Origin of the sequence: Flexivirga alba, from assembly GCF_042661025.1 — a bacterium.
Lineage (GTDB): Bacteria > Actinomycetota > Actinomycetes > Actinomycetales > Dermatophilaceae > Flexivirga > Flexivirga alba.
Genome location: NZ_JBHSWH010000001.1, coordinates 2,368,769 through 2,394,968, shown reverse-complemented (window position 1 = coordinate 2,394,968; position 26,200 = coordinate 2,368,769). Strand labels below are relative to the sequence as shown.

General features: G+C 67.2%; 29 protein-coding genes, 1 tRNA gene and 3 pseudogenes. 14 read left to right on the top strand and 19 right to left on the bottom strand.

The window, feature by feature from the left end; all coding sequences use genetic code 11:
* Position 1 precedes the first annotated feature (1 nt).
* Positions 2-1,204 (top strand): glycine C-acetyltransferase, encoded by a 1,203-nt coding sequence (locus ACFQDH_RS11850; protein WP_382401530.1) that lies wholly within the window; start codon positions 2-4, stop codon positions 1,202-1,204.
* A gap of 42 nt (positions 1,205-1,246) precedes the next feature.
* Here the strand turns inward: ACFQDH_RS11850 and ACFQDH_RS11845 are convergent, their stop codons facing one another.
* Positions 1,247-1,543, bottom strand: coding sequence for a GroES family chaperonin (locus ACFQDH_RS11845; protein ID WP_382404850.1), 297 nt, complete (start codon positions 1,541-1,543; stop codon positions 1,247-1,249).
* A 46-nt stretch (positions 1,544-1,589) separates the two neighbouring features.
* Positions 1,590-1,874 carry a DUF3618 domain-containing protein gene (locus ACFQDH_RS11840; protein ID WP_382401528.1) on the bottom strand — a complete coding sequence of 95 codons (285 nt, stop codon included), beginning with the start codon at positions 1,872-1,874 and terminating at the stop codon, positions 1,590-1,592.
* A 155-nt stretch (positions 1,875-2,029) separates the two neighbouring features.
* On the opposite strand from ACFQDH_RS11840, the gene bcp reads away from it, so the two are divergent.
* The 3 genes from bcp (at position 2,030) to ACFQDH_RS11825 (ending at position 3,230) form a co-directional block, all read left to right on the top strand.
* The gene (bcp, locus tag ACFQDH_RS11835) at positions 2,030-2,497 is read left to right on the top strand and encodes a thioredoxin-dependent thiol peroxidase (protein ID WP_382401526.1); all 468 of its coding nucleotides are present in this window, start codon (positions 2,030-2,032) and stop codon (positions 2,495-2,497) included.
* Positions 2,498-2,505: 8 nt separating this feature from the next.
* On the top strand, positions 2,506-3,114 hold the full coding sequence (locus ACFQDH_RS11830; protein ID WP_382401524.1) for a class I SAM-dependent DNA methyltransferase: 609 nt from the start codon (positions 2,506-2,508) through the stop codon (positions 3,112-3,114).
* 34 nt (positions 3,115-3,148) lie between these two features.
* Positions 3,149-3,230, top strand: a tRNA-Leu gene (locus tag ACFQDH_RS11825).
* 23 nt (positions 3,231-3,253) lie between these two features.
* Here ACFQDH_RS11825 and ACFQDH_RS11820 read toward each other — a convergent pair.
* The gene (locus ACFQDH_RS11820) at positions 3,254-4,123 is read right to left on the bottom strand and encodes an alpha/beta fold hydrolase (RefSeq protein WP_382401522.1); all 870 of its coding nucleotides are present in this window, start codon (positions 4,121-4,123) and stop codon (positions 3,254-3,256) included.
* Positions 4,124-4,186: 63 nt separating this feature from the next.
* On the opposite strand from ACFQDH_RS11820, the gene ACFQDH_RS11815 reads away from it, so the two are divergent.
* Positions 4,187-4,519: an antibiotic biosynthesis monooxygenase family protein gene (locus tag ACFQDH_RS11815; protein ID WP_382401520.1), complete on the top strand. Its 333-nt coding sequence runs from the start codon at positions 4,187-4,189 to the stop codon at positions 4,517-4,519.
* Between the two features lie 138 nt (positions 4,520-4,657).
* Here the strand turns inward: ACFQDH_RS11815 and ACFQDH_RS11810 are convergent, their stop codons facing one another.
* Complete coding sequence (locus ACFQDH_RS11810; RefSeq protein WP_382401518.1) at positions 4,658-4,960, bottom strand: hypothetical protein; 303 nt, start codon at positions 4,958-4,960, stop codon at positions 4,658-4,660.
* Between the two features lie 22 nt (positions 4,961-4,982).
* Here ACFQDH_RS11810 and ACFQDH_RS11805 point away from each other — a divergent pair, with 22 nt between their 5' ends.
* The gene (locus ACFQDH_RS11805; protein ID WP_382401516.1) at positions 4,983-5,465 is read left to right on the top strand and encodes a MarR family winged helix-turn-helix transcriptional regulator; all 483 of its coding nucleotides are present in this window, start codon (positions 4,983-4,985) and stop codon (positions 5,463-5,465) included.
* 90 nt (positions 5,466-5,555) lie between these two features.
* Here the strand turns inward: ACFQDH_RS11805 and ACFQDH_RS11800 are convergent, their stop codons facing one another.
* The 6 genes and pseudogenes from ACFQDH_RS11800 to ACFQDH_RS11775 form a co-directional block, all read right to left on the bottom strand.
* Entirely contained in the window at positions 5,556-5,948 is a 393-nt protein-coding gene (locus ACFQDH_RS11800; protein WP_382401514.1) for a VOC family protein, read from the bottom strand.
* 68 nt (positions 5,949-6,016) lie between these two features.
* Positions 6,017-6,208 (bottom strand): annotated as a pseudogene (locus tag ACFQDH_RS11795) (VOC family protein); the annotation flags it as partial.
* A gap of 137 nt (positions 6,209-6,345) precedes the next feature.
* Entirely contained in the window at positions 6,346-7,920 is a 1,575-nt protein-coding gene (locus tag ACFQDH_RS11790) for a molybdopterin-dependent oxidoreductase (protein WP_382401512.1), read from the bottom strand.
* 32 nt (positions 7,921-7,952) lie between these two features.
* Positions 7,953-8,511: pseudogene (rdgB, locus tag ACFQDH_RS11785) on the bottom strand (RdgB/HAM1 family non-canonical purine NTP pyrophosphatase).
* 179 nt (positions 8,512-8,690) lie between these two features.
* On the bottom strand, positions 8,691-9,449 hold the full coding sequence (gene rph / locus ACFQDH_RS11780; protein ID WP_382401510.1) for a ribonuclease PH: 759 nt from the start codon (positions 9,447-9,449) through the stop codon (positions 8,691-8,693).
* Positions 9,450-9,584: 135 nt separating this feature from the next.
* Positions 9,585-10,094 (bottom strand): MarR family winged helix-turn-helix transcriptional regulator, encoded by a 510-nt coding sequence (locus tag ACFQDH_RS11775; protein ID WP_382401508.1) that lies wholly within the window; start codon positions 10,092-10,094, stop codon positions 9,585-9,587.
* A gap of 69 nt (positions 10,095-10,163) precedes the next feature.
* Here ACFQDH_RS11775 and ACFQDH_RS11770 point away from each other — a divergent pair.
* The 4 genes and pseudogenes from ACFQDH_RS11770 (at position 10,164) to ACFQDH_RS11755 (ending at position 14,188) form a co-directional block, all read left to right on the top strand.
* Positions 10,164-11,437, top strand: a pseudogene (locus ACFQDH_RS11770) (MFS transporter).
* A gap of 9 nt (positions 11,438-11,446) precedes the next feature.
* Positions 11,447-12,616, top strand: coding sequence for an SPFH domain-containing protein (locus ACFQDH_RS11765; RefSeq protein ID WP_382401506.1), 1,170 nt, complete (start codon positions 11,447-11,449; stop codon positions 12,614-12,616).
* A 4-nt stretch (positions 12,617-12,620) separates the two neighbouring features.
* On the top strand, positions 12,621-13,838 hold the full coding sequence (locus ACFQDH_RS11760) for a hypothetical protein (RefSeq protein WP_382401504.1): 1,218 nt from the start codon (positions 12,621-12,623) through the stop codon (positions 13,836-13,838).
* A complete protein-coding gene (locus tag ACFQDH_RS11755; RefSeq protein WP_382401502.1) occupies positions 13,835-14,188 on the top strand; it encodes a GatB/YqeY domain-containing protein in 354 nt (117 codons plus the stop codon). The genes ACFQDH_RS11760 and ACFQDH_RS11755 overlap by 4 nt, the downstream gene beginning before the upstream one ends.
* Here ACFQDH_RS11755 and ACFQDH_RS11750 read toward each other — a convergent pair.
* From ACFQDH_RS11750 to ACFQDH_RS11735, 4 genes are all read right to left on the bottom strand, one after another.
* A complete protein-coding gene (locus tag ACFQDH_RS11750) occupies positions 14,174-14,956 on the bottom strand; it encodes an MBL fold metallo-hydrolase (protein ID WP_382401500.1) in 783 nt (260 codons plus the stop codon). The genes ACFQDH_RS11755 and ACFQDH_RS11750 overlap by 15 nt on opposite strands.
* Positions 14,953-15,789: a glutamate racemase gene (murI, locus tag ACFQDH_RS11745; protein WP_382401498.1), complete on the bottom strand. Its 837-nt coding sequence runs from the start codon at positions 15,787-15,789 to the stop codon at positions 14,953-14,955. Before murI ends, ACFQDH_RS11750 begins: the two co-directional genes overlap by 4 nt.
* Before the next feature lie 75 nt (positions 15,790-15,864).
* Positions 15,865-16,647 carry a fumarylacetoacetate hydrolase family protein gene (locus ACFQDH_RS11740; protein WP_382401496.1) on the bottom strand — a complete coding sequence of 261 codons (783 nt, stop codon included), beginning with the start codon at positions 16,645-16,647 and terminating at the stop codon, positions 15,865-15,867.
* A 203-nt stretch (positions 16,648-16,850) separates the two neighbouring features.
* Positions 16,851-17,732, bottom strand: coding sequence for an SGNH/GDSL hydrolase family protein (locus ACFQDH_RS11735; protein WP_382401494.1), 882 nt, complete (start codon positions 17,730-17,732; stop codon positions 16,851-16,853).
* 95 nt (positions 17,733-17,827) lie between these two features.
* On the opposite strand from ACFQDH_RS11735, the gene ACFQDH_RS11730 reads away from it, so the two are divergent.
* Positions 17,828-18,688 (top strand): 3-methyladenine DNA glycosylase, encoded by an 861-nt coding sequence (locus ACFQDH_RS11730; RefSeq protein ID WP_382401492.1) that lies wholly within the window; start codon positions 17,828-17,830, stop codon positions 18,686-18,688.
* Between the two features lie 96 nt (positions 18,689-18,784).
* On the opposite strand, the gene cimA is transcribed toward ACFQDH_RS11730, so the two are convergent.
* On the bottom strand, positions 18,785-20,371 hold the full coding sequence (cimA, locus tag ACFQDH_RS11725; RefSeq protein ID WP_382401490.1) for a citramalate synthase: 1,587 nt from the start codon (positions 20,369-20,371) through the stop codon (positions 18,785-18,787).
* A gap of 294 nt (positions 20,372-20,665) precedes the next feature.
* Between cimA and ACFQDH_RS11720 the strand changes: the two genes are divergently transcribed.
* A complete protein-coding gene (locus ACFQDH_RS11720; RefSeq protein WP_382401488.1) occupies positions 20,666-20,872 on the top strand; it encodes a ribbon-helix-helix domain-containing protein in 207 nt (68 codons plus the stop codon).
* Positions 20,872-21,234: a type II toxin-antitoxin system death-on-curing family toxin gene (locus ACFQDH_RS11715; protein WP_382401486.1), complete on the top strand. Its 363-nt coding sequence runs from the start codon at positions 20,872-20,874 to the stop codon at positions 21,232-21,234. Before ACFQDH_RS11720 ends, ACFQDH_RS11715 begins: the two co-directional genes overlap by 1 nt.
* Positions 21,235-21,253: 19 nt before the next feature.
* Here ACFQDH_RS11715 and ACFQDH_RS11710 read toward each other — a convergent pair whose 3' ends face one another.
* Positions 21,254-22,657, bottom strand: a complete 1,404-nt coding sequence (locus tag ACFQDH_RS11710) for an RNA polymerase sigma factor (protein ID WP_382401484.1) — start codon at positions 22,655-22,657, stop codon at positions 21,254-21,256.
* Positions 22,658-22,839: 182 nt separating this feature from the next.
* Here ACFQDH_RS11710 and ACFQDH_RS11705 point away from each other — a divergent pair, with 182 nt between their 5' ends.
* Positions 22,840-23,100 (top strand): hypothetical protein, encoded by a 261-nt coding sequence (locus tag ACFQDH_RS11705; RefSeq protein ID WP_382401482.1) that lies wholly within the window; start codon positions 22,840-22,842, stop codon positions 23,098-23,100.
* Between the two features lie 9 nt (positions 23,101-23,109).
* On the opposite strand, the gene ACFQDH_RS11700 is transcribed toward ACFQDH_RS11705, so the two are convergent.
* The 3 genes from ACFQDH_RS11700 to ACFQDH_RS11690 form a co-directional block, all read right to left on the bottom strand.
* Entirely contained in the window at positions 23,110-23,931 is an 822-nt protein-coding gene (locus ACFQDH_RS11700; protein WP_382401480.1) for an HAD family hydrolase, read from the bottom strand.
* Positions 23,924-25,024 (bottom strand): branched-chain amino acid aminotransferase, encoded by a 1,101-nt coding sequence (locus ACFQDH_RS11695; protein ID WP_382401478.1) that lies wholly within the window; start codon positions 25,022-25,024, stop codon positions 23,924-23,926. Before ACFQDH_RS11695 ends, ACFQDH_RS11700 begins: the two co-directional genes overlap by 8 nt.
* Positions 25,025-25,139: 115 nt before the next feature.
* Positions 25,140-26,195: a 3-isopropylmalate dehydrogenase gene (locus tag ACFQDH_RS11690; RefSeq protein ID WP_382401476.1), complete on the bottom strand. Its 1,056-nt coding sequence runs from the start codon at positions 26,193-26,195 to the stop codon at positions 25,140-25,142.
* Positions 26,196-26,200: the final 5 nt, after the last annotated feature.

The following is a 26,200-nucleotide window of genomic DNA, read 5'->3' as shown; positions in this document are numbered from 1 at the left end:
CATGTACACCAACAAGGAAACGCTGGTCGCGACTCTGCAGGAGATCGACGACGCCGGCCTGACCAAGCACGAGCGCGAGTTGTCCGGCCCCCAGTCGGCGAAGGTGCAGACCGGCGGCTCGGAGGCGCTCAACTTCTGCGCCAACAACTACCTCGGCCTGGCCGACCACCCGGAGGTCGTCGCAGCAGCACGGGATGCGTTGGACCAGTGGGGATTCGGTATGGCGAGCGTGCGCTTCATCTGCGGCACGCAGACCCAGCACCGGGACCTCGAGCGTCAGATTGCCCAGTTCGTCGGCAGTGACGACGCGATCCTCTATTCCTCTTGCTTCGACGCCAACGGCGGCATCTTCGAGGTGCTCTTCGGCGCGGAGGACGCGATCATCTCCGATGCGCTGAACCACGCATCGCTGATCGACGGCATACGCCTGTCGAAGGCGAAGCGCTTCCGCTACCAGAACGCCGACATGAACGATCTGCGCGGCCAACTGGAGGCCGCCAAAGCCGCAGGCGCCCGCCATACAGTGGTGGTTACCGACGGCGTCTTCTCGATGGACGGCTACTACGCACCGTTGGCCGAGATCTGTGACCTGGCAGAGGAATTCGGCGCTTTGGTGATGGTCGACGACTCGCACGCCATCGGCTTCGTCGGCGAAGGCGGGCGTGGCACACCCGAATACACCGGCACGATGGATCGAGTCGACATCGTCACCGGCACACTCGGCAAGGCGCTCGGTGGAGCATCAGGTGGGTATGTCGCCGCACATCAGGAGATCGTCGACCTGCTCCGCCAGCGGTCGCGGCCCTACCTCTTCTCGAACGCTGTCGCGCCCTCAGTCGTCGCCGGTTCGATGAAAGCCCTTGAGATCGCAGGGAATTCACGCGAGCAACGGGAGAAGCTGGTCGCCAACACCGTGCTCTTCCGGACGATGATGACCGAGGCAGGATTCGAGGTGCTGCCCGGCAGCCACCCGATCAGCCCGGTCATGTTCGAGGGTGAGGACGGCGCACGTCAAGCTGCTCAAGTGGCCGACGCGATGCTTCGTCGCGGCGTCTACGTGATCGCCTTCTCCTACCCGGTGGTGCCGCAGGGCAAGGCACGCATCCGCGTGCAACTGTCGGCCGCGCACAGCGAGGACGACGTCCGTGCGTGCGTGAAGGCGTTCGAGGAAGCCCGCGCCGAGGTGGCCAAGCTGGTCGAGTAGGGCGAGCCGCTAGGCGAGCCCGTATCGAGACCCGCGCAGCGCTCAGAGGTAGAGACCGGTGTTACCGGTCTCCACCCGCTCCGCGGCGACGGCGTGCAGGTCACGCTCGCGCAGCAACAGGTAGGTGCGGCTCTGCAACTCGACCTCGGCGCGCTCCTCGGGGTCGAAGAGCACCCGGTCGCCGATCTTCACCTGACGCACGTGCTGACCGACCGCGACGACCTGTGCCCAGGCGAGACGCTTGCCGACCGAGGCGGTGGCGGGGATGACGATGCCGCCACCGGACTTGCGCTCGCCGCCGTCGCTGTCGGCGGACACGAGCACCCGGTCGTGCAGCATCTTGATGGGCAGGTTGCCCGGGACGGGCTGCCTGCCCGAAGTGGATTCAGCCACGTGCGCGACGCAGCAGTCCCAGCGTCAGCAGCACGACGGCAACGCCACCCAGCCCGATGGCCAGCTTCTGGGTGTTGAGCTCGCCGTCCGGTGTGTGGGTGATGCCACCCACCTTCAGCTTGACGTCCTCGACCTGGCGCTTGGCGAGCTCTTTGGGCTGCGCACGGAACGCCAGCTCATCGATGGTGCCGGCCAGACGCTCGCGCGTCGCCGCAAGATCCGCCTCGATGTCCTTGGCGGAACGGGTGGCAGGTTTCGCGGGGGCCTTGTCAGCCATGGTGTCTCCTCGACTCGAAGTTCATCAACACGGTCGCACCGCGCATGTCGGACTCGCCTGAGACGATAACGCAGTGGGCGCCAAGAGTTCCGTCCCGCTCCCCGAATAAACTTCTGATTCGCACTAGCAACACGCACCTTTCAAGGAGGATCACGATGGCTCGGCTCGAGATCGGCGACAAGGCACCGGCGTTCACCCTCACCTCGGACAGCGGGAAGCAGGTCTCGCTCAGCGATTTCGCCGGCAAGCGCCTGGTGATCTTCTTCTACCCGGCCGCGATGACGCCGGGCTGCACCAAGGAGGCGTGCGACTTCCGTGACTCTCTCGCGACGCTGCAGGACGCCGGTTACGAGGTCATCGGCATCTCCCCCGACAAGCCCGAGAAGCTGGCCAAGTTCGTGGCGAAGGAGTCGCTGACCTATCCGCTGCTCGCCGACACCGACAAGGAAGTACTCGAGGCCTACGGCGCGTATGGCGAGAAGAAGCTCTACGGCAAGACGGTCGTCGGTGTGATCCGCTCGACCATCGTCATCGATCCCGACGGCAAGGTCGAGCTGGCCCGCTACAACGTCAAGGCCACCGGTCACGTCGCATCCCTGTCGAAGGCCCTGAAACTCGTATGAGCGTGCCCATGAGCAACCTGTCTCGCTGGGAGCAGGGCCACCACGGCTACGGCGCCCGTTTCGCGCAACTGCTCAAGGACGGCGTCGACATCACCGGCGAAGCGCGCCTGGCGGACACCCTGTTGCCCCGGGCCGGCAAGGTGCTGGACGCCGGGTGCGGCATGGGCCGCATCGCCGCCGCGCTCGAGGCCGCCGGCCATGACGCGTATGGCGTGGACCTCGACGCCGAGCTCCTCGAGCAGGCCGGCAAGACCTATCCGGCGCTGCCGGTGGCGCAGGTCAGGTTGGAGGACGTGAGCCCGGATTCCCTTGCCGCGCAGGAGTTTCCCACGTCATACGACCTCATCGTGTGCGTCGGCAACGTCATGACCTTCCTCGCCGAGAACTCCGAGCGCCCCGTCCTCGCAGCGCTGCGCACCGTGGTGACGGCGGAAGGTCGACTGCTCGTCGGCTTCCACCAGGACGGCGGCTCCGGACGACGCCGCTACCCGGCCGACGAGTTCATCGCCGATGCCGAGGCAAGCGGATGGCGGCTCGAGTCGCGCTTTGCGACATACGACCTGCGACCCGAGCAGGGCGACGACGCGTTCTTCGTGGGGATCCTCGCCGCTGTGTGATGCCGTTGGTGCACGCCGTTAGACTCATCGACGCGCGCGAGTGGCGGAATTGGCAGACGCGCCAGGTTTAGGTCCTGGTGCCTTCGGGTGTGCGGGTTCGAGTCCCGCCTCGCGCACTTCTCCTAAATATGTCGAGTCTTCAGTACGTCGAGCGAAGTTCATCCAGCATGGTGGGCATCGCGCCGACGCCGACCGACAGGTGACCTTCACCCTCCAGCAGGTGCGCGGTCGCCCCGGGCACGTTCGCGGCGAGCCACTGACCGTGCGCGAACGGCACCATCAGGTCGGCGCTGCCCTGCCAGACGAACGTCGGGACGCGCATCGCGGCAAGATCGAAACCCCACGGCAGGGTGAATGCGAGATCGTCGTCCGCCCAGCCGTCGACACCGTTCTTCAACGCCTCGCGGAAGTTCGCGGCCATCTCCTCGCCTGCTTCGTCGGTGATCTGCTCGCGGTCGACATCGGGTAGCAGGGTGTCCAGTTCGGCGAGGATCGCCTCTGGTGTGGCGTTCTTGAGCTCCTGACGCATGCCGTCGAGCAGCGGTCGCAGCTCGCCCTCGCCTTTCAGCGCTGCGCCGAACTCCTCGATGTTGCCCTCACCCATGCCGCCGAGGAAGTCCAGCCCCTCCGCGTCGTATGGCGCCACCCCCGCGATGCTGAGCACACCGGTGATGCGGTCGGGCAGCAATGCTCCAGTGGCCAGCGCGTGCGGACCACCGCCGGACCACCCCGCCGTCATCGCCTTCTCGACACCGAGATGGTCCAGGATCGCGGTCACGTCAGCCGCGATGTCGGCAACCTTGCGTCCTTCTTGGCGATCCGAATCGCCATACCCCGCACGGGAATACGTGACCAGGCGGATGCCGCGCTCGACGGCTTGGTCCACCATCATTCGCCGGGGCAACACCGAGCCTGGCGTGCCGTGGTGGAAGACGAGCACCGGACCGCCCTCCGGGCCGTTGATGCGAAGGTCGAGAGCCCGTCCGTCGGGCAGCGAGATCGAAGTCATGCCGTCAGCCTGCCACGCGAGACGCAGGCCCGTGACCTGCCTTCGTCAAGTACGTTCGGCGGCATGAACCCGCAGACCGCCGCCGACCACAGTGCTATGCCGATCCTCGAGTCGGTGGCGCTGCCCGTGCGATCCGGTCAGGAGACTGAGTTCGAGAAAGCCTTCGCCGACGCTGTCCCGATCATCAGCCGGCAGAAGGGTTTTCGCGACCTACGACTCACGCGCTGCGTCGAGCGACCGAACGAATACCTGCTCCAGGTGCAGTGGGAGCAGCTCACCGACCACACCGTCGGGTTCCGCGAGTCGGACGACTATCAGCTGTGGCGCACGGCGCTGCACCACTTCTACGACCCGGTGCCGACTGTCGACCACTTCACCGAGGTTCTTCGCGGCTGACCTCGCCCCGTCATTCCGCCGTGCCGAAGCCTCCCCAGTGTCGAGAACCGTACGGCCTGGCGGCCGCAACTCAGGCGACCCAGGCCGGGACACCGGCCGACTCCCCGCTGTCGCGGGTGACCTGACCGTCCCGAACTGTCACGATCCCGCTGAATCCTGTTGCGCCTGCAGTGAACTGGCGCATCTCACCCCGGGGAGAATGACGGTGTCACCGACCTCGAGTGGATGGTCGACCTCACCGACGCGGACACTCGCCGACCCGGCGGTGATCGACCAGATGATCTCCCCCGCGAACGAATGCTCGGGGCCCTGTATGCCGGCCGGCATCTCGACCAGCCAGAGACTGGAGTCCGCGCCGCCGAGCGTCGGCGACGCGAGGGTGGTCATCGTGGCATTCGGGGTGGTGGTCGTTCGCCGGTCCGCGGCTCGCACTATCTGCATGACATCTCCTAAGGTAGACAACATGGTTGACGATATCGACAACCCGGTTGACGATCAAGTCCCCGGTTGGCATCTCGCGTTGCTACTGCTCGCCGGCTTCCGCGATCTCGTCGACGAAACGCACCAACGGCTCGCGGACGAGGGCCACGCCGGCGCGCGGCCGGCGCACGGATTCGCGCTGCAGGCGATCGGGCCTGGTGCCACGAACGCCGATCTCGCGACGCGTCTCGGCGTCACGAAGCAGGCCGCCGCAAAGACGATCGCGTCACTGGAGCGCGAAGGCTATGTCGAACGCGCAGGAGACACCGCGGACGGCCGCCGCGTCATCGTCCGCCCGACAACGCGAGGCATCGAATTCCTGGCGCTGTCGGCATCAGCGTTCGAGCACGCAGTCACCGTATGGCGGGACCGAGTCGGAACCGAGGCCATCGATCGCCTCGGCAGCACCCTTCATCAGCTCGATCTGCCCGTGGGTCGGTTCGATCTCGCTGCGTGGTCGGGATAGCCGGACCACGAACCCCTCTCACCGCACCCCGAGAGGTCAACGGATGCCGCGAGAGGGCCATCTCACGACATCCGTTGACCTCTCGGGGTCTCAGGACCGTCGGACCGAGAACTCGTGCCCGTCCGGATCCGCGAGTTCGATCTCGTCCTCTGTCTCGCTGAGGACAGCGGCGCCGAGCGCGGCCAGCCGCGCCGCCTCGACCGACGGATCGGCAGCGGACAGCACGAAGCGCTGACGGCTGCGCCCGGTCTTCGGCTCGATCGGTGGCCCGCCCCAGGAGAGCTTCGTGCCGCCTTGCGGCGCCTGGACGGCGGTCTCCCCGTCCTCGTCCCACACCAACTCCCAGTGAAGGGCGTCCCGCCAGAAGACTCCGACCTCACGGCTGCCGTCGCAGCTGACCTCACCGAGGAAGCCACAACCGGCGAGGAAGTTGTTGCCAGGAGGAATGACGCAGAACGCGCGGCCCTCAGGGTCAGCCAGCACGACGTGGTCTTCCCCGGGAGCTGTCCGACGTTGACGCGTTCGCCGCCGAGCTCCAGGGCCCGCCGGACGACTTCGCCCTGGCTCCCGGCGCTATCACTGGTCAGGTGCAGGTGCAGGTAGTCCTGCCCCGGTTCGCCGGTTGCGAGCGGACCGAACCGCAGCCCCACCTGTGTCTCGTCACCAGGCAACAACACGGCTCCCCGGTCCGGCACCGGTGTACGACCGAGCAGGTTGCCCCAGTAGGTCGCAGCTGCCTGCATATTGCTCACGTCGAACGTCACCGCGGTGAATTCCACTGCCATCCACAGCACGCTAGCTGTCGGACGAGGGGCATCTCCAACGCATTTTCGGCATCAAGCGCGTCACCGTCGGCGGGCTCCGGCCCTGTTGTGCCGCCTCAGTGCACCGTCACCGAGATCGAGTGATATCCGGTCGAGCCGTTCGGTGCGGGTGGCGCGGACGCAGCGATCTGAACGTCGCCGTTCTTGTCGACCGCGCGCACCGTGAGCGTGTGGTGACCGGACTTCGCGTCCCACTCGAAGACCCACTGACGCCATACATCGGCGTTGGCACCGGCGCCGAGTTGCGCGTCCTGCCAGCCACCGTTGTCGACCCGCACCTGCACCTTGGAGATCCCGACGTGCTGGCGCCAGGCGACACCGGCGACCGCGACCATGCCGGCATTGACCTTCGCGCCGCTGTGCGGCACGTCGATCCGGGAGGACGTCTTGACGGGGCCCATCGGGGACCAACCACGCGGAGTCCAGTAGCCGGCGTCTTTCTCGTATGTCGTCAGCTTCAGCTCGGACAACCACTTCGTCGCCGAGACGTAACCGTAGAGACCGGGCACCACCAGCCGCACCGGGAACCCGTGCTCGGCCGGCAACGCCTCGCCATTCATCGCCACTGCGATGAGCGCATTTCGGTCGTCGGTCATCGCGCTGAGCGGTGTCCCGGCGGTGAACCCGTCGACGCTGCGCGACAGCACCATGTCAGCACCTGACTGGACGCCCGCCTGCTTCAACAGCTCACGCACCGGCCAGCCCGTCCAGATCGCGTTCCCGTTGAGGTGTCCGCCGACCTCGTTCGAGACGCACATCAGGGTGACCATCGCGTCCTGCATAGGCTTGGAAAGCAGGGTTTCCCAGTTGATTTCGATCTCGTGATCGACCATCCCCGTAACGCGCAAGCTCCAGGTCACCGGATCGACCTGCGGCACCACGAGCGCGGTGTCGATCCGATAGAAGTCACCGTTCGACGAGATGTATGGCGTCACGCCCGGCACACCCACCGATGCACTTTCGGGCACCGCAACCTGCTTGGCAACGCGCGGCACGACGAATGCGCTGCGGGCCGCTTGCACCGCACGCGCGCTGTCACTCCAAGTCCGGCCCAGGACACCGAGGAGCGCTGCACCGAGTGCGACTCCCCCGCCGATGAGGACGGACCGGCGGGTGGCGGCAGAACCCCGGGGGTCGGCCGCCTCTGTCAGAACGTTGTCGCGCCACAGGTGAAGAGTTACCAACCCGGCAACTGCCCCGGCCAACAGCGGCACCAGATCCATCGCACTTGCGTGTGGGCGAGAGGTGACGGCTGCGGCCGCGACGGCGATGAGCACTACGAAGAGCGCCAGCGCCGCCGTGAAATACCGTCGGACCAGCCAGCCGATGAGCAGGCTGAGCAGGACCAGGACGACTGCGATGCCCCCTAGCAGCACCTTCTTGTCGTTCGTGCCGAAGTTGTCGACTGCGAACGTTTTCAGCCAGGGCGGTGTTCGGTCGATGAACGCGCCGCCGACCGCGAGCACCGGCGATGGTGTGCCATCGCTCCAGGCTTCCCGCAGAAAAACGCCGGCCAGGAACTCCGCGCAGCCGACCGTGATGATGCCCGCGACGAGGCCGCCAACAGCCCCCAGCCACCCGGGTGGTTCCGCTTGTGATGCTTGCGCCGCGTCGACGTGATCCTTGAGCACACCTTCATCGTCGCACCGGCAGCTGGGCGGACCTATCGACCTAACAACTCCGTAATGTCTTGCCGCAGCGCGCGCAGGGCGTTGCCGCGGTGCGAGATCGAGTTCTTCTCCTCCGCGCCGAGCTCGGCGAGCGACCGGCCGTCCGGCAGCTCGAAGATCGGGTCGTAGCCGAACCCGTTGTCGCCGCGCTGGTTCCGGCTGATCACGCCGTGCAGCTGACCAACCCGCGAGCGCTGCGTGCCGTCCGGGAGCGCCAGCACCACGCAGCACACGAAGTGCGCGGTGAGTCGCTCGGCCGGCACGTCCGCGGTCTGGGCGAGCAGCAGGTCGATGTTTGCTTGGTCCGCGCCATGTGTGCCGGACCAGCGCGCCGAGAACCCCCGGACTGCCGCCCAGGACATCGACCGCGAGTCCTGAATCATCAGCGATAGCAGGCAAACCCGTTGCCTTTGCGACTTCATGCGCCTTCAGGGAGGAGTTCTCCAGGAAGGTCACGCCGGTCTCCACGACGTCCTCGAGGTCGGGGAACGAGCCGACGGAGACCACCTCGACGTCCGCGAGCTCCGGCACCTCGGCGACCAATTGCCGCATCTCGCGCAACTTCCCCTCGTTGCGCGTGGCGAGGACGAGCCTGCGGTGTCCGGACGCTGATCTCGATACACCCTCCTCCGCTCCGGCACCCCACGAAGTTTCTCCCCCACTTCGCTCCTCCGAATACTTCGCGGGGACCCCGCCGCTCCCCCGGGCACTCGATCCGCTTGCGCCACCCATCACCGCGAGCGCTCGCGTGCGGGGGCTTCGAGAGCGGCCTCCTGCATGGCTGTCAGGTCACCGATGCCCTTCTCGGCGAGTGCGAGCAACGCATCCAGCTCGCTGCGGTCGAACGGCTTGCCCTCGGCGGTGCCCTGGATCTCGACGAACCCGCCGGCGCCGGTCATCACGACGTTCATGTCGGTCTCCGCGGTGGAGTCCTCGGGGTAGTCCAGGTCGAGCACCGGAGTGCCCTTGACGATGCCGACGCTGATCGCGGCGATCGAGCCGGTCAGCGGCTGCGCCTTCGCGGCGATGAGGCCGCGGGCGCGCGCGTCGGCGATCGCGTCGACGAGGGCGACATACGCGCCGGTGATCGATGCGGTGCGGGTGCCGCCGTCGGCCTGCAGCACATCGCAGTCCAGGACGATGGTGTTCTCGCCGAGCGCCTTGGTGTCGATGATCGCGCGCAGCGAACGCCCGATCAGTCGGGAGATCTCGTGGGTGCGCCCGCCGACCTTGCCCTTGCGGGACTCACGGCTCGAGCGCGTGTTGGTCGAGCGCGGCAACATTTCGTATTCGGCGGTCACCCAACCGGTGCCCTGCCCGGCCAGCCAGCGCGGCACGCCCGGGGTGAACGACGCGGCGACCAGCACCCTGGTCTTGCCGAACTCCACCAGCACGCTGCCCTCGGCGTGGTCGAGCCAATTGCGGGTGATGCGCACCTCGCGCAATTGGTCAGTGGCACGGCCGTCATGTCGGGTCACGTCATCAGTCATGCAAGCCAGCGTAAGAGAGCGCTCCTCACTTCTGATTGACCGGCATAGCGGATGATCGAGCGGCGTACGGAATCGGCCGGAATCCGTATGCCGCTCAGTCAGTGGGTATGCCGCTCGATCAGGGGCTGCCCCGCATCACTCCAGGCCGCGAACTGCCTTACGTAGCAAGGTGTTGAGTTGCACCAGCTCCTTGCCGGTCAGCGCACCGAGCACTTCCTGCTCGCGCCGCATGCCCGCGTGGACGTATTTGTCCCAGGCGTCTCGACCGGCTTGATTCGGCCGCACGAGCACCCGCCGCCGGTTCGAGCTGTCCGTCTCACGAGTGATCAACCCGGCACGTTCCAGACGGTCCAGTCGGCCGGTCATCGACGCCTTGGTCACCCCGACCGCCTCGGCGAGTTGGGTGGGCGTCGCCTCGGTCGGATGGGGTTGCACCATCAGGGCGTGCAGCGTGCTGTAGTCCTCCCGGGTGAAGTCCTCCTCACCGAGGAAGGCCGCCGCTTCCCGGCGGTTCCGAACCCGCAGGATGAACTGCATGCGGGTCATCGCGCCTTCCACCTCGGCGTCGAAGGCCGGGTTGCCCTCCCACAGTGCAGCCCACCGTGCGACGTGCAGGTCGACCGAGTCCTGCGATCTCTCCACCATCCCAACAGGTTAATACGTTGATGAATTATTTGTTGACGAACAGTTTGTCGCCGAACTATTCTTGTATCCGTGAAGCTTCGCTCGCGGCCCTCGGCCGATCCGCTCCCGTCCGGCTTCCGGCTGATAGCCGCGGGTCAGGGCTTGTCGTGGTTCGGCAACGCGTTTCAGCCGATCGCACTCTCCGTCGGCATCCTGTTGCACGGCGGATCGGTGGGCGAACTCGGCTCTCTCATGGCCGTGCTCATGGTCAGCCGCACCGTGTTCACGCTGGCCGGCGGCGTGTGGAGCGACCGGCTCTCGCCGCGCACGGTGATGATCTGGTCGGACTTGGTGCGAGCAGTCATCGCCGCTCTCACCGGACTCGTCTTCGCGAGCGGGCACGCGTCGTTCGTGATGCTCGCGCCGCTGACGGTCGTCGCCGGAGCGGCAGGGGCGTTCTTCCAGCCCGCGATGCAGTCCCTCAAACCCACCCTGGTGCGCGTCGACCAGCGCCAGCGGGGAACGCCGTCTTGAGCGTTCTCCAGGGTGTCAGCCTGATCGTCGGTCCGGCGCTCGCCGGCGTCATCGTCGGATTCGCAGGCGCACCAACGGGTTTCTACATCAACGCCGCGACCTACCTCGCCTCGTGCGCGACGGTATGGCGAGTGCGCGCGACCGTCATACGCGGTGACAGTCGGGAGAGTTTCGTCGCCGACCTGCGCGCCGGCTGGCGGGCGATGCGCGAACGCGACTGGTTGTTCGTCGGGGTCGTCGCAGCCGGGGTCTATCACGTCGCGAACGGTGTCCTGCTCGTACTCGTTCAAGTCATCGCGCTGCGCGACCTCGGCGGCCCGCACGCGTTCGGCTTCATCGCGGCCGCGGAAGGCGCCGGCGGATTGATCGGCAGCGCCATCGCCTTCCGGGCACACCCGCGGTATCCGTTGCGCATCGGCTGGCTCTGCTGTGCGCTCATGCCGCTCTGGGCAGCCGGCTACGTCTGGCCGGGCAGGCTGGACACCGTCATCGTCACCGGCCTCATCGGGTATGCCGGGCTGATGTTCTTCAGCGTGATGTGGGAGACCGCGATCCAGGACGGTGTGCCGCATCACCTGCTCGCTCGGGTCAGTTCGTGGGACTCATTGGTGTCCTTCGTCGGTATGCCGCTCGGCAGCGCCCTGGCCGGGCCTCTTGCAAGCCACTTCGGGATCAAGCCGGTACTGCTCGGCTGCGCGGTGGTCCTCGCGTGCTGCGCGCTCGCACCACTTGCCTGGCGAAGCAGCCGCGACCTGCAACGTGCCGATCCGGAGCCGGCGACTGGAACGGATCGCGGCGTCGTCGCTGCGGAGGGTGCGCGCCATACCTAAGCTGTCCGTATGGGACTCATGGACAAGCTCAGGGGCGAACTCGTCGACATCATCGAGTGGATCGACGACTCGCACTCGGCACTGGCGTGGCGCTTCCCGCGCTACAACAACGAGATCAAGAACGGCGCCAAACTGATCGTTCGTGAGGGGCAGGAGGCTGTGTTCGTCCACACCGGCAAGCTCGCCGACCGCTTCGGCCCCGGCATGTACGAGCTGACTACCGAGAACCTGCCGATCACGGCGACGCTGCAAGGCTGGCAGCACGGTTTCAACAGCCCGTTCCGCAGCGAGGTCTACTTCATCAATACCCGTCCGGTGACCGACTTCCGTTGGGGCACAGCCAATCCCGTGACAGTGCGCGACCCCGACTTCAAGATGGTGCAGTTGCGCGCCAACGGCTTGTGCGTCGTGCGGGTCGTCGACCCGGCGATCTTCCTGCGACAGGTCATCGGCACCGACAGCCGCGTCAACATCGAGGAGATCGGGGAGCTGCTGCGCCGAGTCATCACCCTCGCGTTCTCCGACATGATCATGGAGACCAAGCTCGGCGTGATCGACTTGCAGGGCAAGCAGGTCGAGTTGTCCGACAAGCTGCGGAAATTCGTCGCCGAGCGGGTCGATGACGAATACGGCCTCGGCATCGACTCGATCACGATGAACATCTCGCTGCCCGACGAGATCACCTCGGCCATGACTCGCGGCGTCGCCAAGGGCGTCGAGGCGTCCGGCTGGGCCGGCAACGTCGGCGACATGCAGCGCTACCAGCAGGCGATGGCCGCCGAGGCGATGGTGACCGCCGCGGGCAACCCCGGCGGCGGCGCAATGGGCCAGATGATGGCCGCCGGCATGGGGGCGGCCATGGGTGCGCAGATGGCCGGTCAGGCCGCGGGCTCGCTCGGCGGCCAGCCGGCGGGCAGTCCCCCACCGCTGCCCGGCGGAAAGACCTTCTACACCGCCGTGAACGGCCAGCAGCAGGGACCGTTCACGCTCGACCAACTGCGGGCGTCCGGGCAGCTGACACCTGAGTCGCTGGTCTGGGCAGCCGGTATGCCGGCTTGGGCCGCCGCGGGCAAGTTGCCCGAACTCGCGCCACTGTTCGCCACGACTCCCCCGCCACTGCCCCCGACGGCACCGCCGGCAACGCCTCCTGCGACACCGCCCGCACCGCCGGCCGAATGACGCGATGACCGACGAACAGCTGCCGCCGCCGCTGCCACAACCTGTCAACCTGCCGCAGCCGCCTCCTCTCCCGCAACCGGCGCGGCTGCCCGACCCCGGTGCCCTGCAGGACCCGGCGCAGTTCCAGGTGTCGGAGGAAACCCGGACCTACCCGTGCCCGCAGTGCGGCGCCAACCTTTTCTACGACCCCGGGCACAACCAGCTGTTGTGCCGAGCGTGCGGGCATGGCGAACCGCTGACGGCACCCCACGGCGCTGTCGGCAAGCGCGACCTGCAGCAGGCAATGCACCAACTCGCGCAGCGCATCGCCGCGAACGAGCACGGCGGGTTGAAGTCGCTGTCACGCGAGGTCGTCTGCCAGAACTGTGGTGGCACAACGTCATTCGAGGGGACGCTGACCGCGACGAAGTGCCCCTACTGCGCGACACCGATCCAACGCAACGACCTGCAGCAAGCACCCGAGCGGCTCCCGATCGACGGTGTGCTGCCCTTCCAGCTCGACCAGGACGCCGCACACGCCAAGATCGTCGAGTGGATCAACAGCCGCTGGTTCGCGCCACGGGAGTTCAAGACCTACCGCGAGTTCGGGTCGTTCACCAGCATCTACCTGAGCTACTTCACGTATGACGCACAGACCGTCACCGACTACGCCGGCCAGCGCGGCGAGCATTACACGGTTGTGGTCGGCGACGGCGACAACCGCCATACCGAGACCCGCACGCGATGGTGGCCCACCTCCGGACGGGTCAACAACACCTTCCATGACGTGATCGAACCGGCAAACACCGGCTTGGACCACAAGAAGGTCGTCGAGCTCGAGCCCTGGCCGATCCAGGCGGCACAGCCCTACTCGCCGCAGTACGTCGCGGGCCACCTGAGCCGCACGTATGACGAAGACGCGCAGCAGCGCTTCGAGCGCGGCGCCCGAGGACAGATGGACGAGCAGATCCGCACCACGATCCGGCGCGACATCGGCGGCGACGAGCAGCAGATCCACCAGGTGCGCACCTCGTTCAATGCACTGACCTTCGCCCAGCTCCTGCTGCCGGTGTGGCTGATGACGGTGACCTTCGAGGGCCGCCCCTTCCAGGTCTTCATCAACGGCGTCACGGGTGAGGTCCAAGGCCGGCGGCCGTGGAGCAAGGTCAAGATCGCGGCCGCCGTCATCGCCGCGATAATCATTGTCGCGATCGTGCTGCTGGTCGTTAGGTTGACCAGGTGAACGCCACCGAGCTGCGAGACGTCCTACGGGCCGACCTGAAAACCGCTCTGCGCGCACGTGATCGGACCTCGATGTCCGCACTGCGCTCGGCCCTGTCCGCGATCGACAACGCCGAGTCCGTGCCGACGGACGCACGGGCCGGCGCTATCGAAGACGCCTCGGTCGGCGTCGGAACAACAGAGGCCACGCGGCGTGAGCTGAGCGCGGCCGACCTGCGCGGCATACTGCAGCAGGAGGTCGACGAGCGCGAAACAGCTGCCACCGAGTGCGACCGGCAGGCACCGGAGCGGGCCGAGCAGTTGCGCGCGGAGGCCGCAGTCGTTGCGGCATACGCCTCAAATGTCGTATGACGCGAACGGCTCGGCGAGCTCCACTTCTCCGGTCCACACCGCGGCGGCCTGCTTGCGGCACACCTCGGGTTCGTTCCACGCGGGGATGTGGGTGAGCATCAGCCGCTGCACTCCACCGGCGGCGACCGCGGCGTCGGCCGCGCGCCGGCCGGACAGGTGGATGCCCTCGGCGTCGTCCCGTTCGTCACAGAATGCCGAGTCCATCAGGGCCAGGTCGGCTCCGGTGAGCAGCGGGCTGAGCGCGGGCGTGCTGTCGGTGTCACCGGTGTAGGCGAGCACCTTGCCGTCGGCTTCGACCCGCAGGCCGAACGCCTCGACCGGGTGGTTGACGCGGTATGCCGTCACCGTGAACGGGCCGACGGTGAACGACGCCCGGTCGGCGAGTTCGCGGAAGGAGAACTCCGGCTCCAACTGCGATGGGTCGTTCGCCTCGGCGTCGGTGACCCCGGCTGCTCGGGCGATTCGCAGTCCGGTGCCGACAGGTCCCCACACCGGCACGGTCACGGACTGCGGGCTCACCGGGTGGTAGCGCAGCACGACGTGCAGGCCGGACAGGTCGGCGCAGTGGTCCGGGTGCAGGTGGGACAGCACGACAGCGTCGATGGCGAGGGGATCGATGAACTGCTGCAGGCTGCCGAGCGCACCGTTACCCAGGTCGAGCACCAGGTTCCAGGTGCGACCTTCGTATTCCGCCTGGACAAGGTATGACGAGGCAGGCGACTCGGGACCGGCGAACGAGCCGGAGCAGCCCACGATTGTCAGCTTCACGAAACCTCCCTCTCGCTCACGCCGTGCCGGAAGTTGCCGGTGAAGACGTGATCGAATTCTGGACCCAGACCCAGGAATCTCTTTGCCAGCCTTCGGAATTCGTCCGGGTCACCTGTCGTGGTGAACGAATGACCCGGCGTCCCGGACGTGTCCGCACGCAACAGATCGTCGTCGGCCAGCACCCGGTAGACGTCCTTGGCGGTCTCCTCCGCGGACGACACCAGCGTGACGCCGTCGCCCATCACATAGGAGATGACGCCGGTCAGCAACGGGTAGTGCGTGCAGCCCAGCACGAGCGTGTCGACGTCGTCCTGCTTCAGCGGCTCGAGGTAGGACCGTGCGCACTCCAACAGCTCCGGGCCACTGGTCACTCCGGCCTCGACGAACTCCACGAAACGTGGGCAGGGGACGCTGGCGACGTGCAGGTCCGGCGCGGCCGCGAAGGCGTCCGGGTAGGCACGGGACTGGTAGGTCCCGCGGGTCGAAATCACACCGACCCGACCGTTGTTGGTGGCACGCACCGCACGTCGGACGGCCGGGCGGATCACCTCGACGAGGGGGACGTCATACCGCTCACGCGCATCGTGCAGCACGGCTGCCGAGGCGGTGTTGCACGCGATCACGAGGGCCTTGACGCCGTGGTCGACGAGCCGGTCGAGGCACTCCAGCGCGAGTGCGCGCACCTCGCCGATCGGCCGTGGCCCGTATGGCGCACGCGCGGTGTCGCCGAGATAGACGATCGACTCGTGGGGCAACTGGTCGAGCACCGCGCGCGCGACGGTCAGACCGCCATACCCGCTGTCGAAGATCCCGATCGGTGCGTTGTTGGCCACGATTTCCAGCCTAAGGCGTTGACAGGGGCGTACCCACCGGTTCGAGCGTCGAACTCGTCACACCCACTTGGGTGTTCAGTCCTCGGCGGTATGCCGGACGAACGGGTTCTCCAGGATGCCGATGTCGCCGATCTCGACCGACACTCGCTGGCCGGGCTGCACCGGGCCGACGCCCTCGGGTGTGCCCGTCAGGATGACGTCGCCGGGCAGCAGGGTGAACGCCTTGGACGCGTAAGAGACCAGCGTTGCGACGTCGAAGATCATGTCCGCCGAGGTGCCGTCCTGGACGGTCTCATCGTCGAGCCGGGTGACGACGTGCTGCTGGGTCGGATCGAGGTCGGTCTCGATCCAGGGGCCGAGCGGGCAGAAGGTGTCGAAGCCCTTGGCGCGGGCCCACTGCTTGTCGGTCTGCTGCAGATCGCGCGCGGTGACGTCGTTGGCGCAGGTGTAACCGAAGATCACCGATCTCGCCTCGTCCGGCTCGATGTCCTTGCAGACGCGGCCGATGATCACCGCGAGCTCGCCCTCGTAGTCGACGCGCTCCGACTGGGGCGGCATGACGACAGGGTCGCCGGGACCGACGACCGCGGTGTTGGGGATCAGGAACATCAGCGGCTGCTCGGGCAGGTCGTTGCCCATCTCCGCAGCATGCTTGGCGTAGTTGCGGCCGATGCCGATCACCTTCGAGCGCGGAATCACCGGCGCGAGCAGACGGACCTCGTCCACAGTCGTCGTGACGCCGGTCAGCTGGATCTTGGTGTAGAGCGGGTCACCGGAGATCTCGGCGATCTTCTCGCCGGCTCCGTCGACCAGCCCGAACGTGGGGTCCTCACCAGTGGTGTATCTCGCGATGCGCACTGGGTCACCCTATAGTCACGCCACGAAGTTTCTCCTCCGCTTCGTCACCCCACGAAGTTCTCCTCCGCTTCGCTCCCCCGATACTTCGCGGGGCCCCGACCCGCTCCCCCGATACTTCGCGGCGGCCCCGACCCGCTCCCCCGAATACTTCGTGGGGACCCCGACTCCGACCGCACAGTCGATCGTGTCGTTCGGGTCTCCGCTCAGGACTTCAGGTATGGCGCCAGGGTCCACCACATCAGCGTGTAGCCGGCGTCGGTGGGGTGGATGTTCTGCTTGGTGCACATCCAGGTCCAGGTGCAGATGCGGGCGACGTTGGTGGGCAGCTTCCCGAACGAGGTGCTGACCATCGGGGTGTCGGCATTGGAGAGGAACGCCTTGGCGATGTCGGCGACCGGAGCATTGATCGTTGCGGCCGCCGACGCGATCGACCCGTTGAACAGCGTGGCCAGCAGCTCGGACTGCTTGGCTGTCTGCTGTCCCTGGGTGCCTGTCAGGTAGACCGCGAGGAACGGGTTGTAGTAGTTGAGCACCACGATCTTGGCGTTGGGCGCGGCGGCGTGCAGCTTCTGCAGGATGGTCGGCAGATTTTTCGCGACGTCGCCCAGGCCGCTCTGCAGGCACTTCATGTCGATGGCTCCGCCCGCTACGCAGCCGTCGATGTCGTTGGCACCCAAGTCGAAGGTCACGACGCCTTTGGTCTTGGCGTGTGCCTTGAGGAAGGTGACCGCCCGAGTCAGCTGGCTCTTGGCCGGGTCGCCGCCGTCGCACTTCGTCCCGTTCGTGAAGGTCTTGGTGTCCTCGCCCGAGCAGCCGAGATTGGTCGCCGTGATGTTCGGGTTCTGCAGCTTCAGCATCTGCAGCGCGCCCCCGACATACCCGCCCGTCGGGTTGTCGCCCTTGCCCGGCTGATAGCCCGCGGCGAGCGAGTCGCCGAGTGCGAGGTACCACTGCGGCACTGTGGTGGCGGCAGCCTGCACCGCGGTCGCCGGGTGCGTGGGCGCAGCATCGGCGACGGTCATCGGGAGCGACACCGTCGCGGCGGCGATCGCGACGGCTGCGACAACGGAGAGCTGACGGCGCATGAGTGCGCTCCTTCATACGGAATGAGCTGAGCAGAGCCACTCTAACGACGGAAGTGATGCGGGCCACACGACTTGGCGAAAGTAGACTCGCGCAGATGTCCACCAGCCTGTCGTATGCCGCCTGGGCGCCGCTCGCCGCAGCGCACGAGCGCCGGGTCGAGCAGCTGACCGCAGCTCATCGGCAGCGCAGCCAGGGCGGCAAGGCGCATCCGGTGGAGGACTTCCTCTTCACCTACTACTCCTACCGGCCGCGCCTGCTCCGGCGCTGGCACCCCGGCATCGGGGTCGGCCTCGAGGACGCCGAGGAGCGGGCCGACTGGCCGCTCTATCGGCTGGCGGACGGTGTCACCGAGGTCGACCTGCCGTTGTTCCTCGAAAAGCGTGGATCGACAGTGCGATTCATCCGGTCATTGCTCACCGCGACCGCCGACCGTCCGGCGATGCTCGGCTGCTTCGGCCTGCACGAGTGGGCGATGGTCTATCGCTCCGGAGACGTCCGGCACGAGGACTGGCCGTTGCGGCTGGGCAGCGCCGGCACCGACGAGGTGGTGGAGCGCCATACAGTGCGGTGCTCGCACTACGACGCGTTCCGCTTCTTCACCGACGAGGCCCGCCCGCGCAACACCTTGCAGCCGACTCGCGAGCAGCAGGTCGCGTTGGAGCAGCCCGGCTGCCTGCACGCGGGGATGGACCTCTACAAGTGGGCGTACAAGTTGTCGCCCGCGGTGCCGAGCGCGCTCGTGCTCGACTGCTTCGAGTTGGCCCGTGACGTCCGGGTGCTCGACATGGCCGCTTCGCCATACGACCTGAGCGAGCTGGGTTATGAGCCGGTCCGTATCGAAACGCCGGATGGCAAAGCCGAATACGTGCGCCGGCAAAAGGAATTCGCTGTTCGGGGGCAGGAACTGCGCACGCGACTGATCGACTCCTGCGACGAAATCCTCTCGCACCCCTAACCGAGAGGACAGGCGATGCACTGAGAGGACAGGCGATTTGGCCGATTTCGGGCCGAATCGGCTGTCCTCTCGATCATTGGGTGTCCTGTCGGCATGTCAGGTCCGGGGTTCGACGCCCCGCTTGAGCAGCCCGTAGGTGAACGAGTCGACGAGGGCGAGCCAACTGGCGTGGACGATGTTCGGGGCGACGCCGATGGTCTGCCAGCTGCCGTTCTCGTCGCTGGTCTCGATGAGCACGCGCGTGGTGGCGTCCGTGCCGCGCGCGGCGTCCAGGATGCGCACCCGGAAGTCGATCAGCTCGAACGCCGCAAGCTCCGGGTAGGCGCCTGCGAGCGCTTCACGCAGTGCGTGGTCGAGGGCGTTGACCGGCCCGTTCCCCTCGCCGGTCGCGACGACCCGCCGACCGGCCGCGGACAGCTTGACCGTCGCCTCCGACAGTGCCGGGCCCTTGTCCGAAGCGGAGTCCATGATGACTCGCCAGGTCTCGGTGTCGAAGTACTCCAACGACTCCCCGGTGACCTCCTCACGCAGCAACAGCTCGAAGGTTGCGTCGGCCGCGTCGAAGGTCCAGCCCTGCTGCTCCAGGTCCTTGACCCGCTTGACCGTGCGGGCGGCCAGGTCCGGGTCGTGGGTCAGGTCGTAGCCGAGTTCCTTGGCCTTCAGCTCGATGCTCGCGCGCCCGGCCATGTCGGACACGAGGGTGCGCATCGAGTTGCCGACCAGGGCCGGGTCCGTGTGCTGGTAGAGGTCCGGGTCGACCTTGAGCGCGGACGCATGCAGGCCGGCCTTGTGCGCGAAGGCACTCGCCCCGACATACGGCTGACGACCGTAGGGAACGATGTTGGTGACCTCGCTGATCGCGTGGCTGAGGTGCAGTGCCCGGTTCAAGCGCTCCGGCGCCACCACCTGCTGGCCGAGCTTGAGCTGCAGGTTGCTCACCACCGTCACCAGGTCGGCGTTGCCGGTCCGTTCGCCATACCCGTTGATGGTGCCCTGCACGTGGCTGGCGCCGGCCCTGATCGCGGCCAGCGAGTTCGCGACCGCGCACCCGGTGTCGTTGTGGCAATGGATACCGAGTCGTGCCTGCGTGCCGTCGAGCACCGCACCGACCACGTCGGTGACCTGCGGTGGCAGCATGCCGCCGTTGGTGTCGCACAGCGCGATCACCTCGGCCCCGGCCGCTGCTGCCGTGTGCACGACCTCCATTGCGTATGCCGGATCGGTGCGATAGCCGTCGAAGAAGTGCTCGGCGTCCAGGAAGACCGAACGCCCTTCGCGGACAAGGAAACTCACCGTGTCCTCGATCATCGCGAGGTTCTCCTCCGGCGTGGTGCGCAGCGCCTGGGTGACGTGCCGTGAGTGCGACTTGGCGACCAGCGTCACCACGTCGGTCTGTGCGTCGAGCAGTGCGCGGACCTGCGGGTCGTCGGCCGCAACGGCATTCGCGCGGCGAGTGGAACCGAACGCGGCCAGCGTCGCGTTCTGCAGCTGCAACTCGGTGCGAGCGCGCTCGAAGAACTCGGTGTCCTTCGGGTTGGCACCCGGCCAGCCACCCTCGATGAAGCCCACGCCGAGCTCGTCCAGGTAGGCCGCGATCGCGAGCTTGTCGGCCACGGACAGATTGAGACCCTCCTGCTGCGCGCCATCGCGCAGGGTGGTGTCGTAGACGTGGAGCTCGCTCATGATGTGTGCGCCTTTCGAGGCGGAGCTGGTCGGTGCGCTTTTGGGTGGCCACGACGGGCCGGTCCTTCGCTCGCGCCGGGTGTGGGTGGCCCGGACACGAAAAAACCTCCCGGGGTAACGGGAGGTTGCGCGTCGGACCGGGTCCGACGCGCTAGCTGATAATGACCGATGCGGCGGTAACCGCGGCCACTGAAAGTGCCACGTGCGCAGTTTGCCACCACTGGTCCGAGGCATGACACCAGCATCTCGCCATACGAGATGCGATTGCCGGTATCACTGCGATACCATCACCGTATGTCGTTCACTCTACGCACCGATGACGAACTCGACGAGGCACTGCGCCAACTCAGCGAGCGCGAAGGCGTGTCACGGCAGGAAGTCGTTCGGCGGGCGATCCTCGAGCGGCAGCGGACAACCGAACACACCGCCGCCATCGATGACGTCCTCGACCGGATGATGACCGAGTGGGGCGATGTCCTGGAACGTCTCAAGCACACCTGATGGCGACCCGCTTCCTCACCCTCGAAGACGTCCTCAGGATCGTGCGCGCACTGGGTGCGGGGCCGGTGCGTGACCTCGGCCTGATCGAATCTGCGGTCGCTCGCCCGCAATCCACGATCTTCGGAGCGGACGCCTACCCGACGACACCGTTGAAGGCAGCCGCGTTACTCCATTCGCTGGTCCGCAATCACGCTCTCGTCGATGGCAACAAGCGCACCGGCTGGCTGTCGTTCACCGTGTTCCTTGCGCTGAACGGCGTCGCGTTCACCATGGATCATGATGCGGCGTATGACCTGGTCCTCGACGTCGCACAGGACAAGCTGAGCCTCGAGGAGATAGTGGCTGCCTGTCACCTCGGCTGATTGCGCGAGACTGCAGGGATCAATCCCCGGGCCAACAGATCAACCACCAGCAGGCCGGTGGTGGCGTCGTCGGAGTCGACGTCGGTGTTGGTTTCGGTTTCGGCTTCCTCGTCCGGGTCGAGGTCGGCTTCCCGGGCGGTGACGAGGTGTGCGTCACCGGGGGCGTGGAAGTCGGGGTGACCGTCGAGGTCTGCGTCACCGGCGGCGTCGAAGTCCCGGGGACGGTCGAGGACGGAACCTGGCTGTGCGAGCTCGTCGTGACGGACTGGCTCGACGACGTCGTGGTCGTGACCGAGGACGCGGTGGATGAAGTGGCCTGCGCAGACGAACTGCTCGCCACCACTGCCGTGGCGGACTTCTTGCTCGTACTTGAGGAAGCGCGGCTGCTCTGGGTGCTCGAAGGGACCTGGTCCGAACTCCCCTGTCCTGAGCCGGACCCGACAGCGGGCACGTTCTGCGAAGCCGCGGTCGTGAGCGCCTGATGTGGTGCCGTGGACCCTGAACTCGTCAACGCAAATGCTGCACAGGTCCCGGCAACCAGCACCCCTGCTGCCGTGCCGGCGATCGTCAGTGTGCGGGTCCGGTCAGGCCCGTGCCACCATCTGAGCCAGAGCGCGCCTCCGACTGCATGTGTCGCGTGTGCACCTGTCACCCAGGCGATGGTCGGCCCGAGAGTCAACAGCGCCGGCAGCAGGGCGCCCCCGAGATCGGCGTCGACGATCCGCAGGTCAGCCAACCGTCGCGCGCACCTCGGGCAGTCGGCCACGTGCTCGCGGACCTCCGCAGTGGCAACGGTGTCCGCCTCCGGCAGCAACTCCACCAGTCGCGAGGCGTATGGCGCGCACTCGGCGGCGACGCCGTGGGTGGACTCGTGCGCCCGAAGATAGGCGAGGCGGAAGCCCTGACGGGCCCGTTTTGCCAGGGCTGCGACGGCGTTCGGCGACCTGCCCAGATCGGCGGCGATGACTGTGTTCTTCTCGTGGTCGACCGCGGTGCGCCAGAGCACCATCTGCCAGCGAGGCGGCAACGTGGCGAATGCCTGGCGCACCAGCCCGAGCTCGGCGTGATGTGCGACCGGGTCGTGGCCGGCGCGGTCGGGGTCCTCGAAATCGGTCAGCTCGTCGGTGAGGACGTCATTCGCCGAAGCCCGGCGGGCGCGGTTCGCGGCCTGATTCCGGACCGCCGTCAGCAAGTACCCACGCACCGAGACCGACGGGCCGCCGTCGTTGCTGATCGCGTAGAGCATTCCGGAGAACGCGTCGGACGCGAACTCCTCGGCGTCCTGCGGCTGTCGGCTGATCCGACGCGCGGCGGTCAGCGTCGCCGGGTAGTGCCGCGACCAGAGTTCGGCCATGGCGTCGGTGTGGCCGTCACGAACCAGCAGCAGTAGGTCGGTGTCGTCGGCTTCGGCCCAAGGGGTCATTGACGTCTCTTCTTCCAGGAAGCGCCGCGGATCATTGGGGACTCGCCGCACAAGTCGACAGCGCGCCAGATTCTCGCACAACCGATGCGAGAGTTGTGGTGTCGCAAACGGCTCGCGTCACGTTTCGGCGACTGAAGAGTCTTCTTCTGACGACGGGTACACCGCGTAGAAGGAGAACGCTCATGGACCAGCACAGCTCGGACAAGATCGCAGCACGCCTTCCCGCCCAACTGCAGCGAGAGCTCAGTCGCGCCCTCCTCTCGACGCCGGGCCGCCCGGATGACCTCGACCGCTACATCGGCTGGCTGCAGAACGCGATCAGTCGTCTCAACTCCAGCGGCGGGGCGGCAGACCAGGCCCAGGTCTTGTATGACGAGTGGGTGGCGACGCGGCCGCGTTGCGCCCGTCGCGCGATGAAGTCAACCTCGCCCATTCATGTCTGAGTGACCGGACTAGAGCGCTTCCAGCACGCGGGCGACGCCGTCGTCGGCGTTGCTGCGGCAGGTCAGGTCGGCGGTGGCGATCACGTCGGGGTGGGCGTTCGCCATCGCGTATGACGTGCCGGCCCAGCGCAGCATCGGCAGGTCATTCGGCATGTCACCGAAAGCCCACACATCGACGGCGTCGACCCCGAGTTCGTCGCACCAGTGCTGTAGCCCGCTGGCCTTGGTGACCCCGGGAGCGGAGATCTCGGCCGGGCCGCCGTGGTGGGACTGCGCGACCACGGCGCGGTCCCCCAACGTCTCGGCAACCGCCTGCACGAACCGGTCGTCGTCCGTCGTCTCGCGGCGGGCGAGCAGCTTGCCGACAACAGCCTCGGAAGCAAGTTCCTCGATCGGCGCACGGACGGCGCCGTCCGGGATCCACTCATTGGCGTCGCCGGGCAGCCACTCGCCGTCGAGGCCCGGATAGTCCGGCTCCACGTGCACGCCGGTCGCCAGCTCTGCCATGAAGCCGATGCCGGGAAAGCGCTCTCGCAGGACCACCACGATCTCCTGCACGCGATCGTGACTTATCGGATGCGCCTGGCGAACGGTCTTGCGTCGGACGTCATACACGAACGCGCCGTTGGCGCAGATCGCGACGCCGTGGTCGCCGACGACGGCCTCGAGTGCGTGCAGCCAGCGTGGTGGTCGCGCAGTGACCACGACAGACTGGATACCGAGGAGCGAGAGCCGATTCCAGGCTGTCGCGGTGCGCGGCGAGACCGTCGCGTCCGGGCGTAGCAGGGTGCCGTCAAGGTCGCTCGCGACGAGCCGCGGCCTTCTATGCAAGTTGAGTGAGCCAGCCGTGGGTGTCCTCGACCCGGCCGTACTGGATGTCCAGCAGCGTGGAGCGGATCTTCAGCGCGACCTCGTCGACGTGACCGTCGCGGCGGTGGTCGCAGGACCCGCCGTCCCAGCGCAGTTCGCCGACCGGAGTGATCACCGCTGCCGTGCCGCACGCGAAGACCTCGGCGAGCTCACCGCTGTCCGCGGCGTCCTTCCACTCCTGGATCGGGATCCGGCGCTCCTCGGGCGACAGCCCGAGCTCCTTGGCGAGCTCCAGGATCGAGCTACGGGTGACACCCTCCAGGATCGATCCGGTCAGCTCGGGGGTGACGATCCGCCCGTCCTTGTAGACCAGGAAGAGGTTCATCCCGCCGAGTTCCTCGATGTAGGTGTGCGTCGAGGAGTCCAGGAAGACCGCCTGATCGCAGCCGGCCGCTATGCCTTCCAGCTGACCGGCGAGCGAGGACGCGTAGTTGCCGCCGCACTTGGCTCCGCCGGTCCCGCCGTCGCCGGCGCGCGCGTAGTCGGTGGAGATCCACAGGTTGATCGGCTGCACTCCGCCGCCACCGAAGTAGGCACCGGCAGGGGAGGCGATCACCGAGTAGGTGACCTTCTTCGCCGGGCGAACCCCGAGGAACGCCTCGGACGCGAACATGAACGGACGCAGGTAGAGCGAGGACTCGCCGCCCTCCTCGGGCTCGGGAACCCAGGTCCGGTCGATCGCGACGATCTCCCTCAGCGACTGCACGAAGTCTTCCTCCGGAAGCGTCGGCAGCGCCAAACGCGTTGCGCTGCGCGCGAATCGGGCGGCATTCGCCTCCGGGCGGAACGTCCAGACCGAGCCGTCGGCATGGTGGTAGGCCTTCATGCCCTCGAAGATCTCTTGCGCGTAGTGCAGGACGGCCGCCGCCGGGTCGAGCTGGAACGGGCCGTATGCCGCGACGCTCGCGTCGTGCCAGCCGGCCTCGGAGTCCCACTCGATGCGGACCATGTGGTCGGTGAAGTAGTTGCCGAAGCCGGGGTCCGCCAGGACCTTCGCACGGTCGGCTTCGCTCATGCGGTCGGTCCGCTCGGTGACCGTGAACTCCAGGGCCATGACTTCCTCCGGGGGGGTATTTCTCTACTTTGTTGGACTTCCAACCAACAGCGTAGGCCTACCGCGCCGACTGCTTTTCGGCGGTGGGTGACGCGCACCACACTCGTTGCGGGGCCTAACTCAGTCGTTGTGCGATCGCATCGCCGACGGCGGTGGTGGAGCGCTGGGTGGTGCCGCGTTCTGCGAGATCGGCTGCCACCGCCTCCTGGACCCGCGTCGCTTCGGCGTCGCACCCGAGGTGCGCGAGCAGCAGCCCGACCGACAGGATCGCGGCCGTGGGGTCGGCGATCCCCTTGCCGGCGATGTCGGGCGCGGAGCCGTGCACCGGCTCAAACATGCTCGGAGCCGTGCGGTCCGGGTTGATGTTGGCCGATGCCGCCAGGCCGATTCCTCCGGTCACCGCGGCCGCCAGGTCGGTGATGATGTCGCCGAAGAGGTTGTCCGTGACGATGACGTCGAAGCGTCCCGGATCGGTCGCCAGGTAGATGGTGGCGGCGTCCACGTGCGCGTAATCGGTCTGTACGTCGGGGAATTCGACACCGACCTCTTCGACGGTGCGCCGCCACAGGTGTCCGGCGTGGGTGAGCACGTTGTGCTTGTGCACCAGCGTGAGCTTCTTGCGGTCACGTGCCTGGGCGCGGGCAAAGGCGTCACGCACGGCGCGCTCGGCGCCGAACCGGGTGTTGACGCTCACCTCGGTCGCCAGCTCCAGCGGCGTGCCGACGCGCAGCGCGCCGCCGTTGCCGGTGTAGGGACCTTCGGTGCCTTCCCGCACGACGACGAAGTCGATGCCGTCCGGCGCGACCCGGTGCACATCCAGCGGGGACGAGGTGCCCGGGTAGAGCTTCGACGGACGCAGGTTGATGTAGTGGTCCAGCTCGAACCGCAGGCGCAGCAACAGGTTTCGCTCCAGCACACCGCTGGGCACCGACGGGTCGCCGATGGCGCCCAACAGGATCGCGTCATGGCCGCGCAACTCTTCGAGCACACCGTCCGGGAGGGTTTCGCCGGTCGCGTGCCAGCGCTTGGCACCCAAGTCGTACTCGGTGCGCTCGACCTTCACCGCGGACACCGCGTCCAGCACCTTGAGCCCTTCGGCGACGACCTCCGGCCCGATGCCGTCGCCACCGATCACGGCGAGATTGATGTTCTGCGTGGGAGCTGTCGTCATACGTT

Coding starts and splice junctions, on each gene's coding strand:
- ACFQDH_RS11735 (WP_382401494.1), bottom strand. CDS start 17,732: ATGCGCCGTCAGCTCTCCGTTGTCGCAGCCGTCGCGATCGCCGCCGCG.
- ACFQDH_RS11830 (WP_382401524.1), top strand. CDS start 2,506: ATGAGCAACCTGTCTCGCTGGGAGCAGGGCCACCACGGCTACGGCGCC.
- ACFQDH_RS11690 (WP_382401476.1), bottom strand. CDS start 26,195: ATGACGACAGCTCCCACGCAGAACATCAATCTCGCCGTGATCGGTGGC.
- ACFQDH_RS11695 (WP_382401478.1), bottom strand. CDS start 25,024: ATGGCCCTGGAGTTCACGGTCACCGAGCGGACCGACCGCATGAGCGAA.
- ACFQDH_RS11765 (WP_382401506.1), top strand. CDS start 11,447: ATGGGACTCATGGACAAGCTCAGGGGCGAACTCGTCGACATCATCGAG.
- ACFQDH_RS11845 (WP_382404850.1), bottom strand. CDS start 1,543: ATGCTGCACGACCGGGTGCTCGTGTCCGCCGACAGCGACGGCGGCGAG.
- ACFQDH_RS11705 (WP_382401482.1), top strand. CDS start 22,840: ATGGACCAGCACAGCTCGGACAAGATCGCAGCACGCCTTCCCGCCCAA.
- ACFQDH_RS11730 (WP_382401492.1), top strand. CDS start 17,828: ATGTCCACCAGCCTGTCGTATGCCGCCTGGGCGCCGCTCGCCGCAGCG.
- ACFQDH_RS11775 (WP_382401508.1), bottom strand. CDS start 10,094: ATGGTGGAGAGATCGCAGGACTCGGTCGACCTGCACGTCGCACGGTGG.
- ACFQDH_RS11760 (WP_382401504.1), top strand. CDS start 12,621: ATGACCGACGAACAGCTGCCGCCGCCGCTGCCACAACCTGTCAACCTG.
- bcp (WP_382401526.1), top strand. CDS start 2,030: ATGGCTCGGCTCGAGATCGGCGACAAGGCACCGGCGTTCACCCTCACC.
- ACFQDH_RS11810 (WP_382401518.1), bottom strand. CDS start 4,960: ATGCAGATAGTGCGAGCCGCGGACCGGCGAACGACCACCACCCCGAAT.
- ACFQDH_RS11815 (WP_382401520.1), top strand. CDS start 4,187: ATGAACCCGCAGACCGCCGCCGACCACAGTGCTATGCCGATCCTCGAG.
- rph (WP_382401510.1), bottom strand. CDS start 9,449: ATGACTGATGACGTGACCCGACATGACGGCCGTGCCACTGACCAATTG.
- ACFQDH_RS11715 (WP_382401486.1), top strand. CDS start 20,872: ATGGCGACCCGCTTCCTCACCCTCGAAGACGTCCTCAGGATCGTGCGC.
- ACFQDH_RS11720 (WP_382401488.1), top strand. CDS start 20,666: ATGTCGTTCACTCTACGCACCGATGACGAACTCGACGAGGCACTGCGC.
- ACFQDH_RS11840 (WP_382401528.1), bottom strand. CDS start 1,874: ATGGCTGACAAGGCCCCCGCGAAACCTGCCACCCGTTCCGCCAAGGAC.
- cimA (WP_382401490.1), bottom strand. CDS start 20,371: ATGAGCGAGCTCCACGTCTACGACACCACCCTGCGCGATGGCGCGCAG.
- ACFQDH_RS11850 (WP_382401530.1), top strand. CDS start 2: ATGTACACCAACAAGGAAACGCTGGTCGCGACTCTGCAGGAGATCGAC.
- ACFQDH_RS11820 (WP_382401522.1), bottom strand. CDS start 4,123: ATGACTTCGATCTCGCTGCCCGACGGACGGGCTCTCGACCTTCGCATC.
- ACFQDH_RS11710 (WP_382401484.1), bottom strand. CDS start 22,657: ATGACCCCTTGGGCCGAAGCCGACGACACCGACCTACTGCTGCTGGTT.
- ACFQDH_RS11805 (WP_382401516.1), top strand. CDS start 4,983: ATGGTTGACGATATCGACAACCCGGTTGACGATCAAGTCCCCGGTTGG.